Annotated in this window: 14 protein-coding genes; 10 read left to right on the forward strand and 4 right to left on the reverse strand. The window is 45.6% G+C overall.

Features of this window, described 5'->3' with window-relative positions; all coding sequences use genetic code 11:
• Positions 1-12: 12 nt before the first annotated feature.
• Together LP667_RS07165 and LP667_RS07170 are read left to right on the forward strand one after the other, a co-directional pair.
• Complete coding sequence (locus tag LP667_RS07165) at positions 13-2,259, forward strand: glycoside hydrolase family 65 protein (protein WP_021731469.1); 2,247 nt, start codon at positions 13-15, stop codon at positions 2,257-2,259.
• 24 nt (positions 2,260-2,283) lie between these two features.
• On the forward strand, positions 2,284-3,297 hold the full coding sequence (locus LP667_RS07170) for an aldose epimerase family protein (RefSeq protein ID WP_056988294.1): 1,014 nt from the start codon (positions 2,284-2,286) through the stop codon (positions 3,295-3,297).
• 212 nt (positions 3,298-3,509) lie between these two features.
• Here LP667_RS07170 and fni read toward each other — a convergent pair whose 3' ends face one another.
• The 4 genes from fni to mvk all read right to left on the reverse strand — a co-directional run bounded on the left by fni (position 3,510) and on the right by mvk (position 7,711).
• Positions 3,510-4,556, reverse strand: a complete 1,047-nt coding sequence (gene fni / locus LP667_RS07175; protein WP_021731471.1) for a type 2 isopentenyl-diphosphate Delta-isomerase — start codon at positions 4,554-4,556, stop codon at positions 3,510-3,512.
• Positions 4,557-4,627: 71 nt separating this feature from the next.
• Positions 4,628-5,719 (reverse strand): phosphomevalonate kinase, encoded by a 1,092-nt coding sequence (locus LP667_RS07180; protein ID WP_033609460.1) that lies wholly within the window; start codon positions 5,717-5,719, stop codon positions 4,628-4,630.
• 50 nt (positions 5,720-5,769) lie between these two features.
• Complete coding sequence (gene mvaD, locus LP667_RS07185) at positions 5,770-6,750, reverse strand: diphosphomevalonate decarboxylase (protein ID WP_021731473.1); 981 nt, start codon at positions 6,748-6,750, stop codon at positions 5,770-5,772.
• A gap of 22 nt (positions 6,751-6,772) precedes the next feature.
• Positions 6,773-7,711: a mevalonate kinase gene (mvk, locus tag LP667_RS07190; RefSeq protein ID WP_021731474.1), complete on the reverse strand. Its 939-nt coding sequence runs from the start codon at positions 7,709-7,711 to the stop codon at positions 6,773-6,775.
• An 877-nt stretch (positions 7,712-8,588) separates the two neighbouring features.
• Here mvk and LP667_RS07195 point away from each other — a divergent pair.
• The 8 genes from LP667_RS07195 to LP667_RS07235 all read left to right on the forward strand — a co-directional run bounded on the left by LP667_RS07195 (position 8,589) and on the right by LP667_RS07235 (position 18,549).
• Positions 8,589-11,396: a helicase C-terminal domain-containing protein gene (locus LP667_RS07195; RefSeq protein WP_033609449.1), complete on the forward strand. Its 2,808-nt coding sequence runs from the start codon at positions 8,589-8,591 to the stop codon at positions 11,394-11,396.
• Between the two features lie 65 nt (positions 11,397-11,461).
• Complete coding sequence (locus LP667_RS07200; protein ID WP_021731476.1) at positions 11,462-11,962, forward strand: cell wall elongation regulator TseB-like domain-containing protein; 501 nt, start codon at positions 11,462-11,464, stop codon at positions 11,960-11,962.
• Positions 11,963-11,985: 23 nt separating this feature from the next.
• The gene (locus tag LP667_RS07205; RefSeq protein ID WP_033609451.1) at positions 11,986-13,185 is read left to right on the forward strand and encodes a pyridoxal phosphate-dependent aminotransferase; all 1,200 of its coding nucleotides are present in this window, start codon (positions 11,986-11,988) and stop codon (positions 13,183-13,185) included.
• Positions 13,186-13,205: 20 nt separating this feature from the next.
• The gene (asnS, locus tag LP667_RS07210) at positions 13,206-14,501 is read left to right on the forward strand and encodes an asparagine--tRNA ligase (RefSeq protein WP_033609461.1); all 1,296 of its coding nucleotides are present in this window, start codon (positions 13,206-13,208) and stop codon (positions 14,499-14,501) included.
• 77 nt (positions 14,502-14,578) lie between these two features.
• On the forward strand, positions 14,579-15,304 hold the full coding sequence (locus LP667_RS07215) for a DnaD domain-containing protein (RefSeq protein ID WP_056988293.1): 726 nt from the start codon (positions 14,579-14,581) through the stop codon (positions 15,302-15,304).
• 629 nt (positions 15,305-15,933) lie between these two features.
• Positions 15,934-17,001 (forward strand): methionine ABC transporter ATP-binding protein, encoded by a 1,068-nt coding sequence (locus LP667_RS07225; RefSeq protein ID WP_021731480.1) that lies wholly within the window; start codon positions 15,934-15,936, stop codon positions 16,999-17,001.
• Positions 17,001-17,672 (forward strand): methionine ABC transporter permease, encoded by a 672-nt coding sequence (locus LP667_RS07230; RefSeq protein ID WP_021731481.1) that lies wholly within the window; start codon positions 17,001-17,003, stop codon positions 17,670-17,672. Before LP667_RS07225 ends, LP667_RS07230 begins: the two co-directional genes overlap by 1 nt.
• A gap of 19 nt (positions 17,673-17,691) precedes the next feature.
• On the forward strand, positions 17,692-18,549 hold the full coding sequence (locus LP667_RS07235) for a MetQ/NlpA family ABC transporter substrate-binding protein (protein WP_021731482.1): 858 nt from the start codon (positions 17,692-17,694) through the stop codon (positions 18,547-18,549).
• The last annotated feature ends 23 nt before the right edge of the window (positions 18,550-18,572 follow it).

Below are 18,572 nucleotides of genomic sequence, written 5' to 3' on the forward strand. Positions count from 1 at the left end.
AGGAATTAACTTATGAAACGAATTTTTGATGTTAATCCATGGCATGTTGTGACCACAGATTTCAAACCAGAAAACAAACGGCTGCAAGAATCAATGACGAGTCTAGGAAATGGTTACATGGGCATGCGCGGCTTTTTTGAAGAAGATTATACTGGCGATACGCTTCCCGGTATTTATCTTGGCGGGGTCTGGTATCCAGACAAGACCCGGGTCGGTTGGTGGAAGAATGGCTATCCAGAATACTTTGGTAAGGTCATCAATGCTGTCAACTTCATCAAGATCAATTTCAAACTCAATGGCACTAAGATTGACTTGGCGACTGCTGACTTCAGCGATTTTAAACTTGATTTGGATATGCAACACGGGACTTTGACGCGTTCATTTGTTGTTGATCAAGATGGTCAACGTGTTCGAGTGACCTTTGAGCGTTTCTTGAGTGTCGCGCAAAAGGAACTTTCAGTTCAGAAGGTGACGTTTGAAAACTTAAGTGACCAAGCAGTTGAATTAAAAGTTGCCTCCGCACTGGATGCTGACGTTAAGAACGAAGATGCGAACTACGATGAACATTTCTGGAACGTTCACGAAGTCACCGATGATCGGTTAATTGCTCAGACGGTACCAAATGATTTTGGAACCCCACAGTTTACCTCTGGGATGCAAGTGAGTTATGTGACGAATTTAACCCATAAAGCGGCCGAAGTGACTGATACAGCCACGGTTGATCGCTACTTCGGTACGTTAGAAGCTGGGGCCAGCGTTAGTTTTGAAAAGCGGGTCGTCGTGGTTACGTCGCGGGATTATCCGACTGATGATGCTATCATGACTGCGCTCCAACGCTTGACAGATACGGTCAGTGCCCAATCCTTCGATGATTTATTGTCAGCCCATGAAGCCGGCTGGGCCGATCGGTGGCAACAATCAGATATTCAAATTGAAGGCGATACCGAGGCCCAACAAGGCATGCGTTTCAATTTATTTGAACTCTTTAGCACTTACTACGGCGATGATCCGCGGTTGAATATTGGGCCAAAGGGCTTTACTGGTGAAAAGTATGGTGGTGCGACTTATTGGGATACGGAAGCATTTGCCGTTCCAGTTTACCTGGGGATTACCAAACCAGAAGTTACTCGTAACTTATTGATGTATCGTTACAAACAGTTGGATGGTGCCTATCATAACGCTCGTCAACAGGGGCTTGATGGGGCATTGTTCCCAATGGTGACTTTTAACGGGATTGAATGCCACAATGAATGGGAAATCACCTTTGAGGAAATTCATCGTAACGGTGACATTGCTTTCGCTATTTATAACTACACGCGTTATACCGGTGATACATCATACGTTTTACATGAAGGCAGTAAAGTGTTGACGGAGATTGCTCGTTTCTGGGCAGACCGGGTGCACTTCAGCAAACGCAATCAGCAGTATATGATTCATGGGGTCACTGGTCCAGATGAATATGAAAACAACGTTGATAATAACTTTAATACCAATTATTTGGCGCAATGGACGTTGAAGTACACGCTTGAAATTTTAGATCAGGTCAGTGCTGACCAAGCAGCGGCCTTAAACGTGACTGCTGAAGAACGTGGCCACTGGCAAGATATCGTTGATCGGATGTATTTACCATATGACAAGGATCTGGATATCTTTGTTCAACATGATGGTTATCTGGATAAGGACTTAGCGCCCGTTTCCGCAATTCCAGCTGACCAATTACCAATCAATCAGCATTGGTCATGGGATCACATCTTACGGTCACCTTACATTAAGCAGGGTGATGTGTTACAAGTGATGTATGACTTTATTGATGATTTTTCTAAGGATCAGTTAAAACATAACTTTGATTTTTACGAACCAATGACGGTTCATGAATCTAGCTTGTCACCAGCCATTCATGCGGTGCTAGCGGCTGATTTACATTATGAAGACAAGGCCGTGGCTTTCTATAACCGGACGGCTCGGTTGGATCTTGACAATTACAACAATGATACGGTTGATGGGTTGCATATTACATCAATGACCGGTGGTTGGATCGCGATGGTTCAAGGCTTTGCCGGTATGCGGGTTCATGATGGACAACTGAGTTACCGGCCGTTCTTACCAAAACAATGGACGAAGTACTCATTCCGACAAGTCTTCCGCGATCGGATTATTGAAGTGACGGTGGATCATAACGGGACGACTTTGAAACTGATTGCTGGAAATCCGATTGATGTTCAAGTGGACGGTACCACACAAACATTAACAAAAGACTAAACTAGTTTGTACCGGTTGAAGGGAATGAGGCGTACGATTTCTGCAGTACCATTTGGAGTGTACCAAGACGAACCAGTCTTGTTATACACGATTGAAAATAGTCATCATAGTAAATTGAAAGTATTGAGTTATGCGGCAACTTGGTATGACTTTGAAGTTCAAGTCAATCAGCGTCCCCAGTCGTTAGTGTATCATTTTGACAACTTAGCAGCTTATATCAATACACCTTATCAAGTCGGTAAAACGGTGGGGCGAGTTGCTGGACGCATTGGTGGAGCGACGTTTACTTTAAACGGACAAGCTTATCATTTAAAAGCAAATAACGGGCATCAACTGCTACATGGTGGTGATCATGGCTTACAAACGCATAATTTCAAGGGTTGTTTTGATCCCCATGGTGACACCGTCACGTTGACGACAACACTATTAAGCGCTGACGATGGATTTCCGGGCGACTTGACGGTAACTGTAAGCTATACGTTAACAGCCGACGATGAGGTTCAAATCAGCTATCACGGGGTGACCACTGTTGATACGTTATTCAATTCGACCTGTCACGTTTACTTTAATCTTGATGGTCAGGCCGCACTGATCAACCCACAGCAATTACGCATCAACTCGACCAAGCTGGTTCATACGGACCACGAGAAGGTCCCCACGGGCGTCTTCTACGTCCCGACACCAGCTTATGATTTTCGCAATCAGCCAGTGCTTCAAACGCAGCTCGACCGGTTGCTTCAAGCGACAGGCAAGACTGAATACGATGATTGTTATGTGCTTGACCACCAGGACGAACCAGCCGGTGTGTTGGCCACGGACCACGGCCAGTTACTCATTAATACGGATCGTAATGGCTTGGTTGTCTTTACGGCTAATCCTGACCGGACACAGTCGGATCACTTAGGTGACTATCACGCACTTGCCGTGGAATTGCAAACGTTGCCGGATGCGATTAATCATCACGGTTTTGGGGATACTATTCTGCACGCTGGTAGACCGCAGACGTATGTGAATCGTTATCGGTACGTGGCGAAGTAATGATTGATAGAAAATTGTGCTCAGACGTTTGACTGTTTGGTGGTATATTTGTTTTGACAACCATCATAACATCTGTCAAGCAGTACCAGATTTCGTGAGACAACCAACTTTTTATTGATCTAGTAAGTTAACAATTGATAATTGTCTATAACAAAAACACGGTATCACAGTCACGGAATTCAATTCCATGACTTGTGATACCGTGTTTAATATTAATCTCTAATGGACTGTTTGTAATTAACAAGTTCTGGTGATAACAAGATTTTTTCTTGAATACGCTGATCCTTAAACTGGTCCATACTCGTTACCCCGATTAAGGCGAATAAACGTTTCAATTGTGATTGCCAAGCAGTTAGCATCGCGATCACTTCGTCGTCCGTATGATGAAGCAGGGCGTGAAGCACAGTGCCGGCCATGCCGACCGCGTCAGCACCGAGCATTAAAGCTTTTAAGACATCTAGAGGCTGCCGCACACCACCGGCAGCTAAAATCGTAAGATCATCTGGATGGTGTTGGACACTCAACAAGGATTCAACGGTCGTGAGACCAAAATCATGTAGGTAGGCCATGTCACGATCAGCCCGCCGGCGGTTCTCAATATCAACAAAGTTAGTGCCACCATGGCCACCTAAATCTAGATAACGCACACCTGCCTGATAGAGTTGGTGCATAGTTGGACGCGAGATACCAAAACCAACTTCCTTAACAATCACTGGTACCGATAAACTTTGAATTAATTGATGAATATTAGCCAACCAATGGAAGTCACGGTCACCTTCAGGCATGACGATTTCTTGAACGACATTAAGATGCACTTCTATCGCATCGGCTTTGAGCATTGTAATCGCCGTTTGAGCGGCGGTTAGTGGGTGACCAGCTCCGAGGTTGCCAAAGATCAGGCCACTTGGATTGTTGGCACGCATTGTCGCAAAGCTCGGTGCGACTTGTGGGTCTTTTATCGCGACGCTCTGAGACCCAGTCGCAATCGGTAAGCCACAGGCGGCGGCAATTCGGCCTAAGCGGGCATTCAATTCGCCTGTGCGCCTTGAACCCCCAGTCATCGCTTCGATGTAGAGGGGACTGTTCCAGTGCCACTGACCGACTGTGGTGGCTAAATTAACATCCGCAACGGCCGTTTCTGGCAATGCGTCGTGACGAATCCGGACTTGATCAAAAGCATTAGCTTGTTCACCATGAAAATATTTTTCCGCTAACGAAACATGTTCATCTTTACGATGGGATTGTTGACTTTGTGGCACGGTGCCACCTCCAATTAATTTAGAATCTGAAAACGAGTCCGGCAGGGGTGCCAGGCTCGTTAATAACTAGCTTAAGAATTTGGTGAAAGGCTGTCCTGAACCGTATGAACATTTAAGTTAAGTTGTTCGATACCATCGTGAGCCCACGCAGCTAATAGTGGCTGCGGGTCGATTGCTTGATTAATTAAGACGATACCACAATCACCACCGCCAGCACCAGAAGTTTTTGCCGCTGCACCAGCAGTTTCAGCGAGTTGAATCATTTTCTGTAGTAAGGGGGTTTCAATCGTAACGTGACTAAAGCGACCTAAATTTTGCAGCAGCTGGCGGTTAGTTCGCAACTCAGTTTGAATGGCGCTTAGGTCACCGCGATGGAAACCAGTAATCATACGCTTGAGACAAGCCTTACTAGCCTGTAGAAAGGTCTGATATTCACCCCGTTGCTTGGCCTTAACCAAGGCGACTTTATCGACCAAGTGCGACGTGGAGGCTGGCGATCCAGTCCAACCAATCATTAATCGTAGTGCAGTGGGTGGGGTCAATAACTCAATTTTTAAATCTGGCCAAGTCATCGTCAATAATTCAGTCAGAGTCGATTGGGCCTGCTGCTGATGAAGCCACTGACGGTCGAATGAATGATAAGCGATCCAACCACCATACACGCTAGCTGCGATGTCTCCGAGCGACCCATTACCTTGAACGGATAGGTGCGCGATAGCTGCTAACTTGAAGAGTTTACTCTTGTCCATGGGTAAGTGATAAAACTGACATAATGCTTTAACGGTCGCTACGGTCACAGCTGCTGAGGAGCCCAGACCATATTTTTTACCATCTGCACTATCGAGTTCACTATTGATACCTAGATGATACACACCCAGTTCACGACCTAACTCGTGCGCATAGCTTTCCGTGAGGCTAATGGCCGCTAAAATATAATGGAAAGGGTTATCACGATTATCGAAGACCATTGTGTCCCCTTGACGCCGCCAGACGATTGAGTTTTCTTGATATTGCTCAGAAACGATACTCCCAATCGTTTCGCTAGGTGAAATCGTTGCCGTCACAAATTGATCGAGTGCAACGATAATTGCTGGATAACCACTTTCCACTACGGCATATTCACCGGCAATGTAGAGTTTTCCAGGGGCTTTCACCGTTATCATGCCATCATGTCCTTTCATGACCATTACTGATCATTATAAATTAAACTGAACTATTTTTCCGTAATCGTGATGCCTGGCCCAGGTTTAGCAACAATTAATTGATCAGCGTCAAAATGCTGTTGTAACCTGGTCATAATCACGTTAGTATCCTGACCCGCACAAATGATTTTAACGTTCGGGCCAGCGTCCAAAGTATAATAACAGTTTATCCCGTGTGAACGCAAGTCGCTAACTGCCTGAATGGCCGTCAACGTATCCGCGGTGAAGTAATTAAAGGCGGGGTCAGCGCTTAAATTAAGCGCGTGCATCCGCATGGCATTTGTTTCGGCAATCTGGCCAACGGCGGTGAGGTCGCGGGCAATAATCGCCTGGCGCATCCGTTTTAAGTCGGTCTCAGCAGTTGTGACCCAGGCTGGGTAGTAAGGCGACGTGGCAACGACTCTGGCCATTCCATCAGTTGAGCTGATTGGTTTTTGTGTGGCTTTTAAGACTACCGCAATCATTTGAATGTCCCAATTTACGGGATCCTGTAAGACTTCGGCGTACGAACTCTGGTCATCGTGACCAGCATGCCATTCAACAAAGCCACCGAAAATTGAGCGGGTTGCTGAACCGGACCCCCGGCGTGCTAAACGTGACAAACCAGCTGCATCTAGGCGTAAGCCAGCAGCGCGGCTAGCAGCTCCCGCTAAGGCAGCAAATCCGGAGGCCGAAGATGCCAAACCGGCCGAAGTGGGGACATGATTTTCAGTTTGAACCGTCGCAAAGGTAGCTTGGCCGCTGCGGTGACGGACAAGGTCAAGAAATCGGCTAATACGTGCTGCTTTGGCTGCTGGTAATAATTGATGATTAAAGTAAACTTGATCAGCACTGAGATGGGCATCAAAGGTCACACTAGTTTGAGTGTAAAAGTGATCAAGTGTTAGTGAGATACTGCCGTTTTGCGGTATCATCAGAGCCGCATCCTTTTTACCCCAGTATTTAACTAGTGCGATGTTAGTGTGCGCCTTTGCCGTAACGGTTTTCGCCATGTTTTTTCCTCCAAAGTTAAAATTAGTCATCATTTAATAGTGGTTCGACCCAAGTTGCAGTTGCACCAGCCGCGGCTAACTTTTGTGATAATTGGTTAGCGATACTGGCTTCTGGGGCAAGTGCAATTAGACAGCCACCTTGACCACTGCCGGTTAATTTGGCTGCGAGGGCACCGTTTTGGCGCGCTACTGCTAGTAATTGCTCAAGGGCCGGGTGACTGACCCCCATGGACCGCAGATCATCTTGGGCACCATTCAGAGCTGTTGCTAAGGTCCCCATATCACCATCTTCAAGGGCCGTGCGCGTCTGACGGGTCAAGCGGCCCAAGTCATCGATCCGAGCTTGAATCGTAGCCCCTTCAACCATCAGCAAGTTGCGAACGGTGGCGACTGCAATTTTAGTTTGGCTTTTAATACCGGTATCCGCAATCACCAAATAACCAGCTAGTTTGACGGGAATTGGAAAGTTTTCGCGTCCCTTAACAAACCAAACCGGGCTTTTGGCACTAGCGGTGGCGACATCTAAGCCACTGGGCTGGCCATGGGTGTAGCTTTCAGCGACATTAGCCGTGGCTAATAATTCCTGATGTGAGAGTGGTCGCTCAAAGAAATCATAAAAAGCGCGAGTCACGGCGACGGCTGCTGCCGCTGAAGAGCCCATTCCCCGTTCGGAAGGGATGTCGCTTGTGATATGAATATCGAATCCTTGTTCTGGCGCATCAAAGCGGGCTAAAAGTGTTTTGATGAGGGTTTGGATGCCCCCTAAGTTAGCAGACATCATTTTAAAATCACCATTGAAGTAACGACTCTTAACAGTTTGGGTCTCATCACGGCGGTGAATGATGGCTTGCATCTGAATGGTCGAAATTGGCAGTGCAATGGCAGGTTGTCCATAGACGACACCATGCTCGCCAATTAAAATAATTTTGGCATGACTAGTACCGGTAGCTAGATCTTTCAATCGTGTCGCTGCCTTTCTGTAAGTAGATTAATAATAGCTTCATAATACCTTATTAGCGTTTTTTTTGCTACGTCAACCCCGCTAAAGCATGCGAATTTAGCAGAAACATAAGTTAAACTGGTTTGGAAAGTAACAATTTAATTAGATTGAGCTGATTGGCGTGAAGGTGGTGCTGATATACTGGTAATAAGTAGGTGGTGTCTTAAATTCAATGTGATAAAATTAGGAAATGATTAGAAGTAGGGCGGTCAGTAATGAAAAAAGAAGAAATTGACATAATTATGACCGGTTACGTGATACCACAGGCAGTTATTAACGAAGGTTAGTGTTGTTGTCGTTTATGCCAGTACTGATGATTCATGACCATGCAAAGTTAACCGTGTTACGTCAAGTCTCTCCCCTGAAAATTTTCATGAACTTTATCGGTGCCCGTCAGATACTGATTTTGACCAACTTGAGCATGACTCGTCGATCGACATCAGCTTGACAGATTTAGCCTGAGAGTTGGTCAAGCTGAGTTCGATTGGCTGAATATGCTATAATTTATAATGATCAATGTGACGTGCAAGTTACAATTAGCGCGAAGGATAGTTGAACGGGGCTAAGTCGTTAAACGTGACGGTCAAAAGTGATTTACAGATGGTGACGTCAATGCGAGTTGAACCAATTAACGGTCGGATAGTTTATGATCGTTAAGAACTTGCAAACTGGCCATTTTAGCCCGGCTAGTTCAACAATAATTTAGCACCACTTAGCGATGCACATCACGTCGTATGCCATAAAGATTGGTTGGTTGAGCTGGCTACATGCATAATGGCGTTACTAATTAGCCAGCTTAATGAACATCTTTACAATCCATAATTTTGGGGAAATGACCATGAAACCAAACACAACCTACGCGGTAGTTGATATTGAAACGACCGGAACTAGTGTGAAAGACGGCGACCGGATTATTCAAATCGGTTGTGCGTTTGTTAAGAATAATAAAATCATTAATACTTTTGCGACGGACGTTAATCCGTTAACGACGGTGCCAGCTGTTATTGAGAATTTAACGGGTATCAGTAACGCCCGGGTACGCAAAGCACCACCGTTCGATGATTTAGCGGGAACGGTCTACAGTTTGCTACAAGGAACGGTATTTGTGGCGCACAATGTGAATTTTGATTTACCATTCATCAATTCAGAATTGCAACGGGTCGGCTATCCAGAATTGCCGATTCAAGCCGTTGATACGGTGTCACTAAGCCAGATCCTATTACCGACGGCGCCAAGTTTTCGCTTACGTGACTTGAGCCAATTGCTCGCAATCGATCATCATCATCCGCACTCGGCTGATAGTGATGCAATTGCGACGGCCCATCTATTTATCACGTTACAACAACGCCTCGCGCACTTGCCGTTAATTACGTTGCAGCAAATGGTGCAGTTAGCACCAGAGTTACCCCGTGAAACGGCGGAGCTTTTTGCATACGCTTTTCAGCAGGGCAAGCAGCATCCGCAACAGTTGCCAGCTGACTTAGTAATCAAAAATGGGCTCGCTTTACGCAAGCAGCGGTTGCCACAACAAGCTGCAGGTCGTAAAGCCGCGCGCTACCCGCTGACGAAAGCTCAAAAGCAGCATGTCTTTGGTGACCGCTTGACTTATCGACCACAGCAGGCGCGGATGATGAATCAGATTTATCGGCACTACTCGAAGCAGTCTGCAGAGCAAGCGCCGTTGTTGATCGAAGCGCCAACTGGAACGGGCAAAACACTTGGGTATTTGCTGCCGCTTGCTTACTTGGCACAGGAAGATGGTCAGCAGGTAGTCGTTAGCACGGCGACGACGGTCTTACAAACGCAATTACGTCATCAGGGCGTTGCGTTACTGAATCAGTTGTTGCCTAATCCAGTCACGGCAGTGGTTATTAAGGGTAATCAGCATTACGTTGATTTAAACCGGTTTGCCCGTGGCTTGGCATTGCATGAACATTCCAAGCAGACGCAATTATTAAAGCTGCGGGTGTTGGTCTGGCTGACAATGACGACGACCGGTGATTTGGATGAATTGCACTTGAGTACTTATCAAGCACCGTACTTTAGCGAAATCGCGCATCACGGGGTAGCCTCGCTGAAGGCTGATGATCCCTTCTTTAAGGAAGATTTTTTACGCTTTCGAGATCAGCTGACGGCCCAAGCAACGTTTATTATTACGAATCATGCCTATTTAATGCGCCATGTTGCCCAACTGGGGAGCCGCCAAGAGCGGCCGTTGTTGGTGCTTGATGAGGCCCAACACTTAGCAGATGGCGTCGTTCGTGATTCACGGCAGATATTCGACTTTAACGGGTACATGGCGACCTGTCATAGCTTAATTAGTCGAATTGACACCGCCCATAGTTTGAATTTACGGGCGTTATTTGCGGAACAACCGCAGGCCGATTATCGGCTAAAATTACTAGATAATTCACTTAATGATACTGATCTACATCTGCAACAATTGCAGGCAGCATTAGCACGGACATTTGTCCCAGCACAAAAGGGCGCTAATCAGCCTGCTGAACTGGGAATCACAACCGATCAGCTCACGGACTTCTTTGCGGCCCATAATCCGTTGATCAAGCAATTACAAACGGCGATTGAGAACTGTTTCTTACAATTTCAACAGTTGAATGAACAATATCAGCACGATCAATCGCAAGTCTTGCCAAGTGAGCAGCATGTTTTAGATGATTTTGATAATCGTCTTCAGCATTTACGTCAAGGGTATGAGTTGTTGCAGACATGGTTAGTACCGGCCTCACGGGAACAACGAGTTTTTTGGGTTAGTCTTAATCAGTGGCACGATCGCGGTAGCCTGACGTTAGCTGGTAGTTTGATCGACACGCAGGGCTACTTCAAGACGCAACTATATCCTTACTTTACTGCACCGTTATTAACTGGAGCCACGTTGTTCGCTACCGGTAAATCACAATACGTTTATTCTCAGCTGGATATTGATCAGGAAACGGCCAAGCATCATCGATTATCAACGCCGTTTGATTTAGAACATCAGGCACGACTATTTATCGCAACGGATGCTACTGCTACGGAACAGCCCAGTGGTAAACAACGCGTCGCTTATTTGACGCGGGCCATTCACGATGTTGTGATGGCGGCCCCCAAGCAGACGTTGGTGCTGTTTAATTCGCTGAACATGATTGAGGCGGTTTTTTACAGTTTGCATCAAACGAATCTGCCCAGTGACCGTGAAATCCTGGCCCAAGGGGTTAATGGTAGTCGTGAAAAGCTATTACGACGGTTCATGCAAGGTGACAATGCAATCTTGCTAGGAGCTGGTAGTTTCTGGGAAGGTATTGACTTGCCACAAGAACAATTGGAATTGTTAATTGTCACGCAACTACCGTTTGAATCACCTGATCAAACGACAACCAAGGCACGTTATCAGCAATTACGGCAAGCACAATTAAATCCGTTTTACAATGAAGCGTTGCCCAAAGCGGCATTGAAGTTACGCCAAGGAATCGGTCGTTTGATTCGAACTGATGAAGACCGGGGGGCAGCAGTAATCCTTGATGATCGCTTGATCACGAAACGATATGGACAAACGATTATGAAGGCATTACCGAAAACTTTGCCACCCACGACGGGATCATTAGCGATGATTACGCAAGAACTTCAAAGTTTTTTCAAAACTAAGTAAGAAACCATTCCGCAATCAGTTAAATTTGCTATAATTAATTTATCTGTTTTTGAAAGGAAGAGCATATGCGAGTTCAACGTAGAAGACGCCCTGAGCGACTCATTATGATTGTTCTAATTGTCATCTTAGCAATTATTGTGGCTGTTTATGGCACGTTATGGGCCGCACAACGGCCAATGCACCAAGCCCAGAAAACGGCGTATAGTCTAGCGGTCAGTAAGGGTAAGCTAAAGACCACGACGGCATTTTCACAGTATAATGGTACTAGTAGTTATTACGTTGTCACGGGAACGTCGAGTAAGAGCGTTCCGGTATACGCGTTAATTAACACAAACAAGCATCATAAAACGACCATCGTCAAGCAGTCGGCTGGAATTTCACGTACGAAGGCTTTGAAGAAGGTCTGGTCCAAACGTAATCCTAGCAAGGTCATCAAGGCAACCCTTGGTGAGTATGATGGCACGGTGGTTTGGGAAATTACGTACTTAAATCAGAAAAAGAATTTATGTTATGAAATTTTGCAGTATTCTAATGGGAATCAGTTGAAATCAATTATTAACATTTAATGGTTAAAGGAGTGCGGATGTACATGGAATTATCGCGTAAAGTAATGCAGATTCAACCATCAGCGACACTGAAAATCAGTGCAACGGCCAAGCAGATGATGGCTGATGGAATTGACGTTATCAATCTCGGAATTGGTGAACCAGACTACCAGACACCGGATAATATAAAGCAGGCGGCGATTGAAAGTATTCAAAATGGTCAAGCGAGCTTTTATACGCCGGCAACCGGATTGCCAGCTTTGAAGCAGGCCATTAGTCAACGCATTGAAGCTGATCATCACTATCATTTTGATCCTAATCAAATTGTGGTAACGGATGGCGCTAAAATGGCGTTATTTACATTATTCCAAGTTGTTCTAAATCCGGAAGATGAAGTGTTATTGCCAGTTCCATACTGGGTCAGCTATTCGGAGCAAGTTAAATTAGCTGGTGGTACGCCAGTTGAAGTGGGCACTGACGAACAGTTGCGGTTCACTACTGCTGATTTGGAAGCTAGTCGGACGCCTAAGACTAAGGCCTTAGTCTTAAACTCACCACAAAATCCCTCCGGCCTTGTGTTCAGTCGGGCTGAGTTAACAGCGATTGTTAACTGGGCCGTTGAACACGATATTTTAGTGGTTGCGGATGAGATTTATGAAAAATTATTATATAACGGCAATCAATTTACATCCGTGTTAGAATTAGATGATGCTAATATGGATCACGTTGTTTTGATCAACGGGGTCTCCAAAGCGTACTCAATGACTGGTTGGCGGATTGGTTATGCCGCCGGGCCACAAGCGATTATGGCTAAGATGGGGGTCGTGTTAGGTCATGCTGCAAGTAATCCAGCCGCGGTATCACAGTACGCAGCAATCGAAGCCTTTAGTGGCGACCAATCATCGGTAGAAAAGATGCGCCAGGGTTTTGAAGCGCGGTTAAATGAACTGTATCCATTAATTGAACGTTTGCCTGGTTTTAAGATGCCGGCTGGCAAACCCGCGGGGGCTTTTTACCTGTTCCCAGATATTACGGAAGCACTGCGATTAACGGGATATGCTGATGCGCCGGCCTTTGTGACGGCGGTGTTATTAGAAGCACACGTTGGCTTAGTGCCTGGTGAAGCATTTGGTTTGCCAGGGTGCGTACGGTTAAGCTACGCCACTGATATCGATTCCTTGCGTGAGGCGCATCGACGGTTACAAAAATTTATGACAGAAAAAATTGCTGAACAAGCAAAGTAATTGGAGGATGTAAGTAAATGGTGCAACAGATCAACATTATCGATGCTAAGGACCATGTCGACGAAAAAGTTAAGATTGGGGTTTGGCTCACTAATAAACGCTCAAGTGGTAAGATTGCCTTCCTACAATTACGTGATGGTTCTGCCTTTTTCCAAGGGGTGGTCGTTAAGAGCCAAGTTAGCGAAGCGGTTTTTGAACTCGCTAAGGAAGTTAAGCAAGAAGCCAGCATGTGGATTACGGGTGTGATTCACGAAGACAGTCGCTCAAAGTTCGGTTATGAGATCGAAGTTGAGGACATCGCGGTTGTTGGTGAAAGTGAAGAATATCCAATCACGCCTAAAGAACACGGGGTGGACTTCTTACTAGATCACCGTCATCTATGGTTACGTTCTAAGCGGCCATGGGCAATTATGAATATTCGTAACGAAGTCATTCGCGCGACGTATGAATTTTTCAACCAAGAAGGGTTTATTAAGATGGACTCACCAATTTTGACTGGGAGTGCACCTGAAGGGACAACTGAATTGTTCCATACTGAATATTTTGATCGGGATGCCTACTTATCACAGAGTGGTCAGTTATACGCCGAAGCCGGAGCTTTGGCCTACGGAAAGGTCTTTACTTTTGGCCCAACGTTCCGGGCTGAAAAGTCCAAGACTCGGCGGCATTTAATTGAATTCTGGATGATTGAACCAGAAATGGCCTTCATGCATCAAGAACAAAGTTTGGAAGTTCAAGAACGTTATATTGCCTTTCTTGTTCAAGGTGTGATTGATCATTGTCAATACGCACTCGACATTTTAGGTCGTGATGTTGAAACGTTGAAGAAGTACACCAAGTTACCTTACCCCCGGATCAGTTACGATGAAGCCATTGAATTGTTGAAAGAAAATGACTTTGACGTGGATTGGGGTGTTGATTTTGGGTCACCCGAAGAAACTTTCTTGGCTGATCACTTCGATCAACCCGTCTTCGTTTTGAACTACCCGAAAGCCATCAAACCATTTTATATGAAGCCGCATCCAACCCGTGATGACGTGGTGATTTGTGCGGACTTATTAGCCCCAGAAGGCTATGGTGAGATTATTGGTGGGTCAGAACGGGCCACTGATTACAATTACTTGCTTGATCAGATCAAGCAGGCTGGTTTAAATCCGGACGACTATGCCTGGTACTTAGACTTACGTAAGTATGGTAGTGTTCCCCATGCTGGTTTTGGTCTGGGACTCGAACGCTTCTTGACTTGGATTACGGCCGAAGATCATGTGCGGGAGACGATTCCGTTCCCACGGTTATTGAACCGGATTTACCCGTAAACTTTAATCGAATGTTAGTTTTATTAAGAGCGTGGGACCTAGTCTCACGCTCTTAATAGTGAAAGGATGATAACGAGATGGAGTCCTTAGCTGCCGCGTTAGTGAATGATGGTCAAACGACCATTGCGAACGCATTATTGACCCACTATCGCGAAATTGGGGTCACGAACGATGAGTTATTAGTTTATTTGCAGTTTAAACGGTTAATTGATCAAGGCAACCAGTTTCCAGATGCCGCGGTAATTGCCAAGAGTTTAGGTGAATCGACGAACACGGTTTTTCAGCGCTTGCATGAAATGTTGGCCAAAAAATTGTTGACGATTGAATCGATTACGGCCGATGACCAAAAGATTCATGACCGTTATAATTTTGACGGCCTGTATGATAAGTTAGCAGTTGCGCTCAAAAAGCAGCCGGCTACTGATCAAGCAGCCTCACAAGCGACAACTGAAAATAGTCGGCAAAAAGTTTTTCGAGCGATTCAAACAGAATTTGGCCGCGATTTGTCACCGATTGAGATGGAAAGTATTAGCAAGTGGTTCGACGAAGACCATTATGAACCGGAAGTTATCGAATTGGCATTGCGGGAAGCAGTATTGCGACAAGTCTATAACTTGACGTATATGGACCGAATTCTGTTGAATTGGCAGAAACGTAACTTAAAAACGGCCGCCCAAGTAGAAGCAGAGCGCCAACGTAGCATCGAGCAACGTTTAAATTCGGCACCCCAACCACAACGCCAGACGGGTGAAAATGCCGGTCCGAAGATTCCGTTATTCAAATTAGGTGAAGACCAGTCTTAAACATTGTGCTGAAAAGCTTGTCGGGGGAAAATGATCTTAAATAAAGTGGTGGCGATTGCCTATGTGAGGCGTGGTTACCACTTTTTTGTGGGATGGGTTAGTCGTTGTTTCATATCAATGGTGTTTGTTCACGTCATCGGCACAGCACGTTGAGGTTGACAGGACCAACAAAATTTGCATGTTCTGGTAAACTGGTAGGGCACATCATCAGACCGAAATCAGTGGACATCGCTTTAAATTAGAGAATGGTTATAATTAAATGTTGACTTCTCATTAAAACAGCGTAATACTGTAAACAGCCAAGTAAATATATTAATAAATACGTCTAAGATGAGTAGCCGTTGTTGGAATGCCACAGAGAACTGCCGGTTGGTGCGAGGTAGCCATTGCGCAACGTTGAAGATGGTCTTATAATGCAAGTTTCAACACTGAGCTGATGGGGTTAAGTGTTGACGGTTACGCCCGTTATGCGGTTAGAGTCTCGCCAAGAAATTCAAGGCGGTACTTGAAGTGCGGTGGCCTGTGAAGGTCATTCGAAGTAAGGTGGTAACACGGAAAACGTCCATTCGTCCTTAATCTGATAATCAGATTAGAGACGGTGGGCGTTTTTTAATGGGAGGAAGCAGACTATGACAGAGGCAGTCATTGATTTAAAAGACATTGCGGTGACGTTTGACGACGGGCACCAAGTCGTTCACGCGGTTCAAGATGTCAATTTACAGATCGAGACGGGTGATATTTATGGCATTATTGGTTATTCTGGTGCCGGTAAGAGTACTTTGGTGCGGGTGATCAATTTATTGCAGCCACCGACGACAGGCCAGGTAGTCGTCAACAATCAAGCTTTACAAACGCTATCGCCAGCTGCATTACGTCAAGCCCGGAAACACGTTGGGATGATTTTTCAACACTTCAATTTGATGCAATCACGGACAGTGCTGGGCAACGTTATTTACCCATTACTGGGTCAAAAAATTAGTAAACAGGACCGACGCGCCAAAGCATTGCGGCTACTGAAGCTAGTTGGGTTAACGGACTATGCGCAGACCTACCCAGATAAATTATCTGGTGGGCAGAAACAACGGGTGGCAATCGCACGGGCACTGGTCACCGACCCGCAAATCTTGATTTCTGATGAAGCAACTAGTGCCCTTGATCCAAAGACTACGGCGGCAATTCTTGAGTTGTTACAACGAGTTAATCGCGAGCTGGGGATTACCATTGTCCTCATTACGCATGAAATGCAGGTTATCAAGAGTATTTGCCACCATGTCGCTGTTATGGCCGATGGGCGGATTATTGAGCGGGGCCCCGTTGCAGCCGTCTTTACGGCCCCAAAAGCACCTCTGACCGTTGATTTTGTGGAAACGTCTACCAATGTTCGGGCCGCCATTCAGCGAATCACTAAAACGATTAAATTGAATGAATTGGCAGCGGACCAAGAACTGATTGCGTTCAAGTTCGTTGGTCAATCGACGAAGCAGGGAATTGTCTCACAGTTATCGCAGACGCTGGGGGTCGATGTTAACATTTTGTTTGCCAATATCGACCAGATCGATGGTCAAAACGTTGGTGACATGATCGCGGTTATTACGGGCGATTTGACGGCCTTCAATGCGGCGGTCACTAACATGTCCGCTCAAGGGGTACACACGCGCATTATCAATGAAGAAGTTGTGAAGGGAATGGTGGACTAATGACAACATTAATTCCGAATGTCTTGCAAATGAAAGCGGAATTTATTCAAGCGACATTGGAGACGCTCTATATGACCGCAGTCTCCGCACTGGTCGCAGGCATATTAGGATTAGGCCTAGGAGTGTTATTAGTCGTGACGCAACCCCACGGTATTTTAGCCGATGGTCCCTCATATCAAGTGTTAGATAAGTTAACGAATTTACTCCGATCGGTGCCATTTATTATTCTGTTGGCCGTAATTTCGCCGTTGACCAGCTATTTAGTCGGAACAACGGTGGGAACTACGGCATCGTTAGTACCACTAGTTTTTGGTATTTTCCCTTTTTATGCCCGGCAAGTTCAAAATGCGTTACTCGATGTTGACCAAGGAATTGTCGAAGCCGCGCAGTCGATGGGATCTAGTCCCGTTGCGATTATCTTTCGCGTTTATTTGAAAGAAGGTTTGCCTGATTTGATACGGGTTTCGATCGTGACAGTTATTAGCCTAATTGGATTGACGACGATGGCCGGGGCGATTGGTGCGGGCGGCCTAGGCGATATTGCAATTAGTATTGGTTATGCCCGGTTTGAAAATGACGTAACGTTCGTTGCTATGATCATTATTTTAGTCTTGGTATTCGCTGTTCAGCTATTTGGTGACTGGCTCGTCAAGCGTGTCTCGCACCATTAAAAAAGGGAGGAATAAGCCGATGAAACGATTAGCATGGTGGTTGATTGGTATTGCTGCAATTGTTGGTATTTGTGTGGGACTGCATGAAATAACGAGCTATTCGGCCCATGCACAACAGAGTGCCACGATTACGGTCGGATCAATGGGGTCGGACTATGAAGTCTGGCAGCACATTGCTAAAAGCCAAGATGCCAAAAAGATGGGCTTAACGATTAAGGTTAAACAAATCACGGATGGTGTTCAGCTGAACAAGGCCACGGCGGACGGTAACGTTGATGTGAATGCCTTTCAGTCCTGGTCATATTACCAAACGTATAATCAGCAGAATCCCAAAGCCAAGTTGGCGGCGTTAGGAACGACTTATTTGGAACCAATGGGAATCTACTCCAAAAAGTATCAAAGCATTGATGAAATTCCCGACGGTGCTACGATTGCAATTGCTGACAATCCCTCCCAAGCTTCGCGAGGCTTGTTACTGCTTCAAAAAGCGGGCTTAATCAAACTGGCGGCTAATTTTGGTGTCTTAGGTTCAGTGAAGGATATTACAAGCAATCCCCGTCATCTGAAATTCAAACAGATCGATGATACTACTGGTCCCCGGATCATTAAAAGTGTCGATGCGGTTTTGATCTCGAATACGGTTGCTTTGGAAGGACATTTACACGTTTTACGGGATTCAATTTTTCACGAGCGTCTGAATAAGAGTACCAAGGATAATGTCAATATCTTAGCGACGGCTGCTAAGAACGAGCATCGTGCTAGCTATCTTAAATTAGTTAAACTTTACCATCGGGCTGATATTCAAAAGTATATCAAGCAAAAATACTACGGTACTAAGATTAACGTTAATAAACCGCTATCTTATTTTGACAATTAATAAGCATATTGGGTGCTGAATGA

This window comes from Lactiplantibacillus paraplantarum, from assembly GCF_003641145.1.
In the GTDB taxonomy this organism is placed as follows: Bacteria; Bacillota; Bacilli; order Lactobacillales; family Lactobacillaceae; genus Lactiplantibacillus; species Lactiplantibacillus paraplantarum.

Coding starts and splice junctions, on each gene's coding strand:
- LP667_RS07170 (WP_056988294.1), top strand. CDS start 2,284: ATGAGGCGTACGATTTCTGCAGTACCATTTGGAGTGTACCAAGACGAA.
- mvaD (WP_021731473.1), bottom strand. CDS start 6,750: ATGGCGAAAACCGTTACGGCAAAGGCGCACACTAACATCGCACTAGTT.
- LP667_RS07230 (WP_021731481.1), top strand. CDS start 17,001: ATGACAACATTAATTCCGAATGTCTTGCAAATGAAAGCGGAATTTATT.
- LP667_RS07205 (WP_033609451.1), top strand. CDS start 11,986: ATGGAATTATCGCGTAAAGTAATGCAGATTCAACCATCAGCGACACTG.
- LP667_RS07165 (WP_021731469.1), top strand. CDS start 13: ATGAAACGAATTTTTGATGTTAATCCATGGCATGTTGTGACCACAGAT.
- LP667_RS07195 (WP_033609449.1), top strand. CDS start 8,589: ATGAAACCAAACACAACCTACGCGGTAGTTGATATTGAAACGACCGGA.
- LP667_RS07225 (WP_021731480.1), top strand. CDS start 15,934: ATGACAGAGGCAGTCATTGATTTAAAAGACATTGCGGTGACGTTTGAC.
- LP667_RS07215 (WP_056988293.1), top strand. CDS start 14,579: ATGGAGTCCTTAGCTGCCGCGTTAGTGAATGATGGTCAAACGACCATT.
- LP667_RS07180 (WP_033609460.1), bottom strand. CDS start 5,719: ATGATAACGGTGAAAGCCCCTGGAAAACTCTACATTGCCGGTGAATAT.
- LP667_RS07200 (WP_021731476.1), top strand. CDS start 11,462: ATGCGAGTTCAACGTAGAAGACGCCCTGAGCGACTCATTATGATTGTT.
- LP667_RS07235 (WP_021731482.1), top strand. CDS start 17,692: ATGAAACGATTAGCATGGTGGTTGATTGGTATTGCTGCAATTGTTGGT.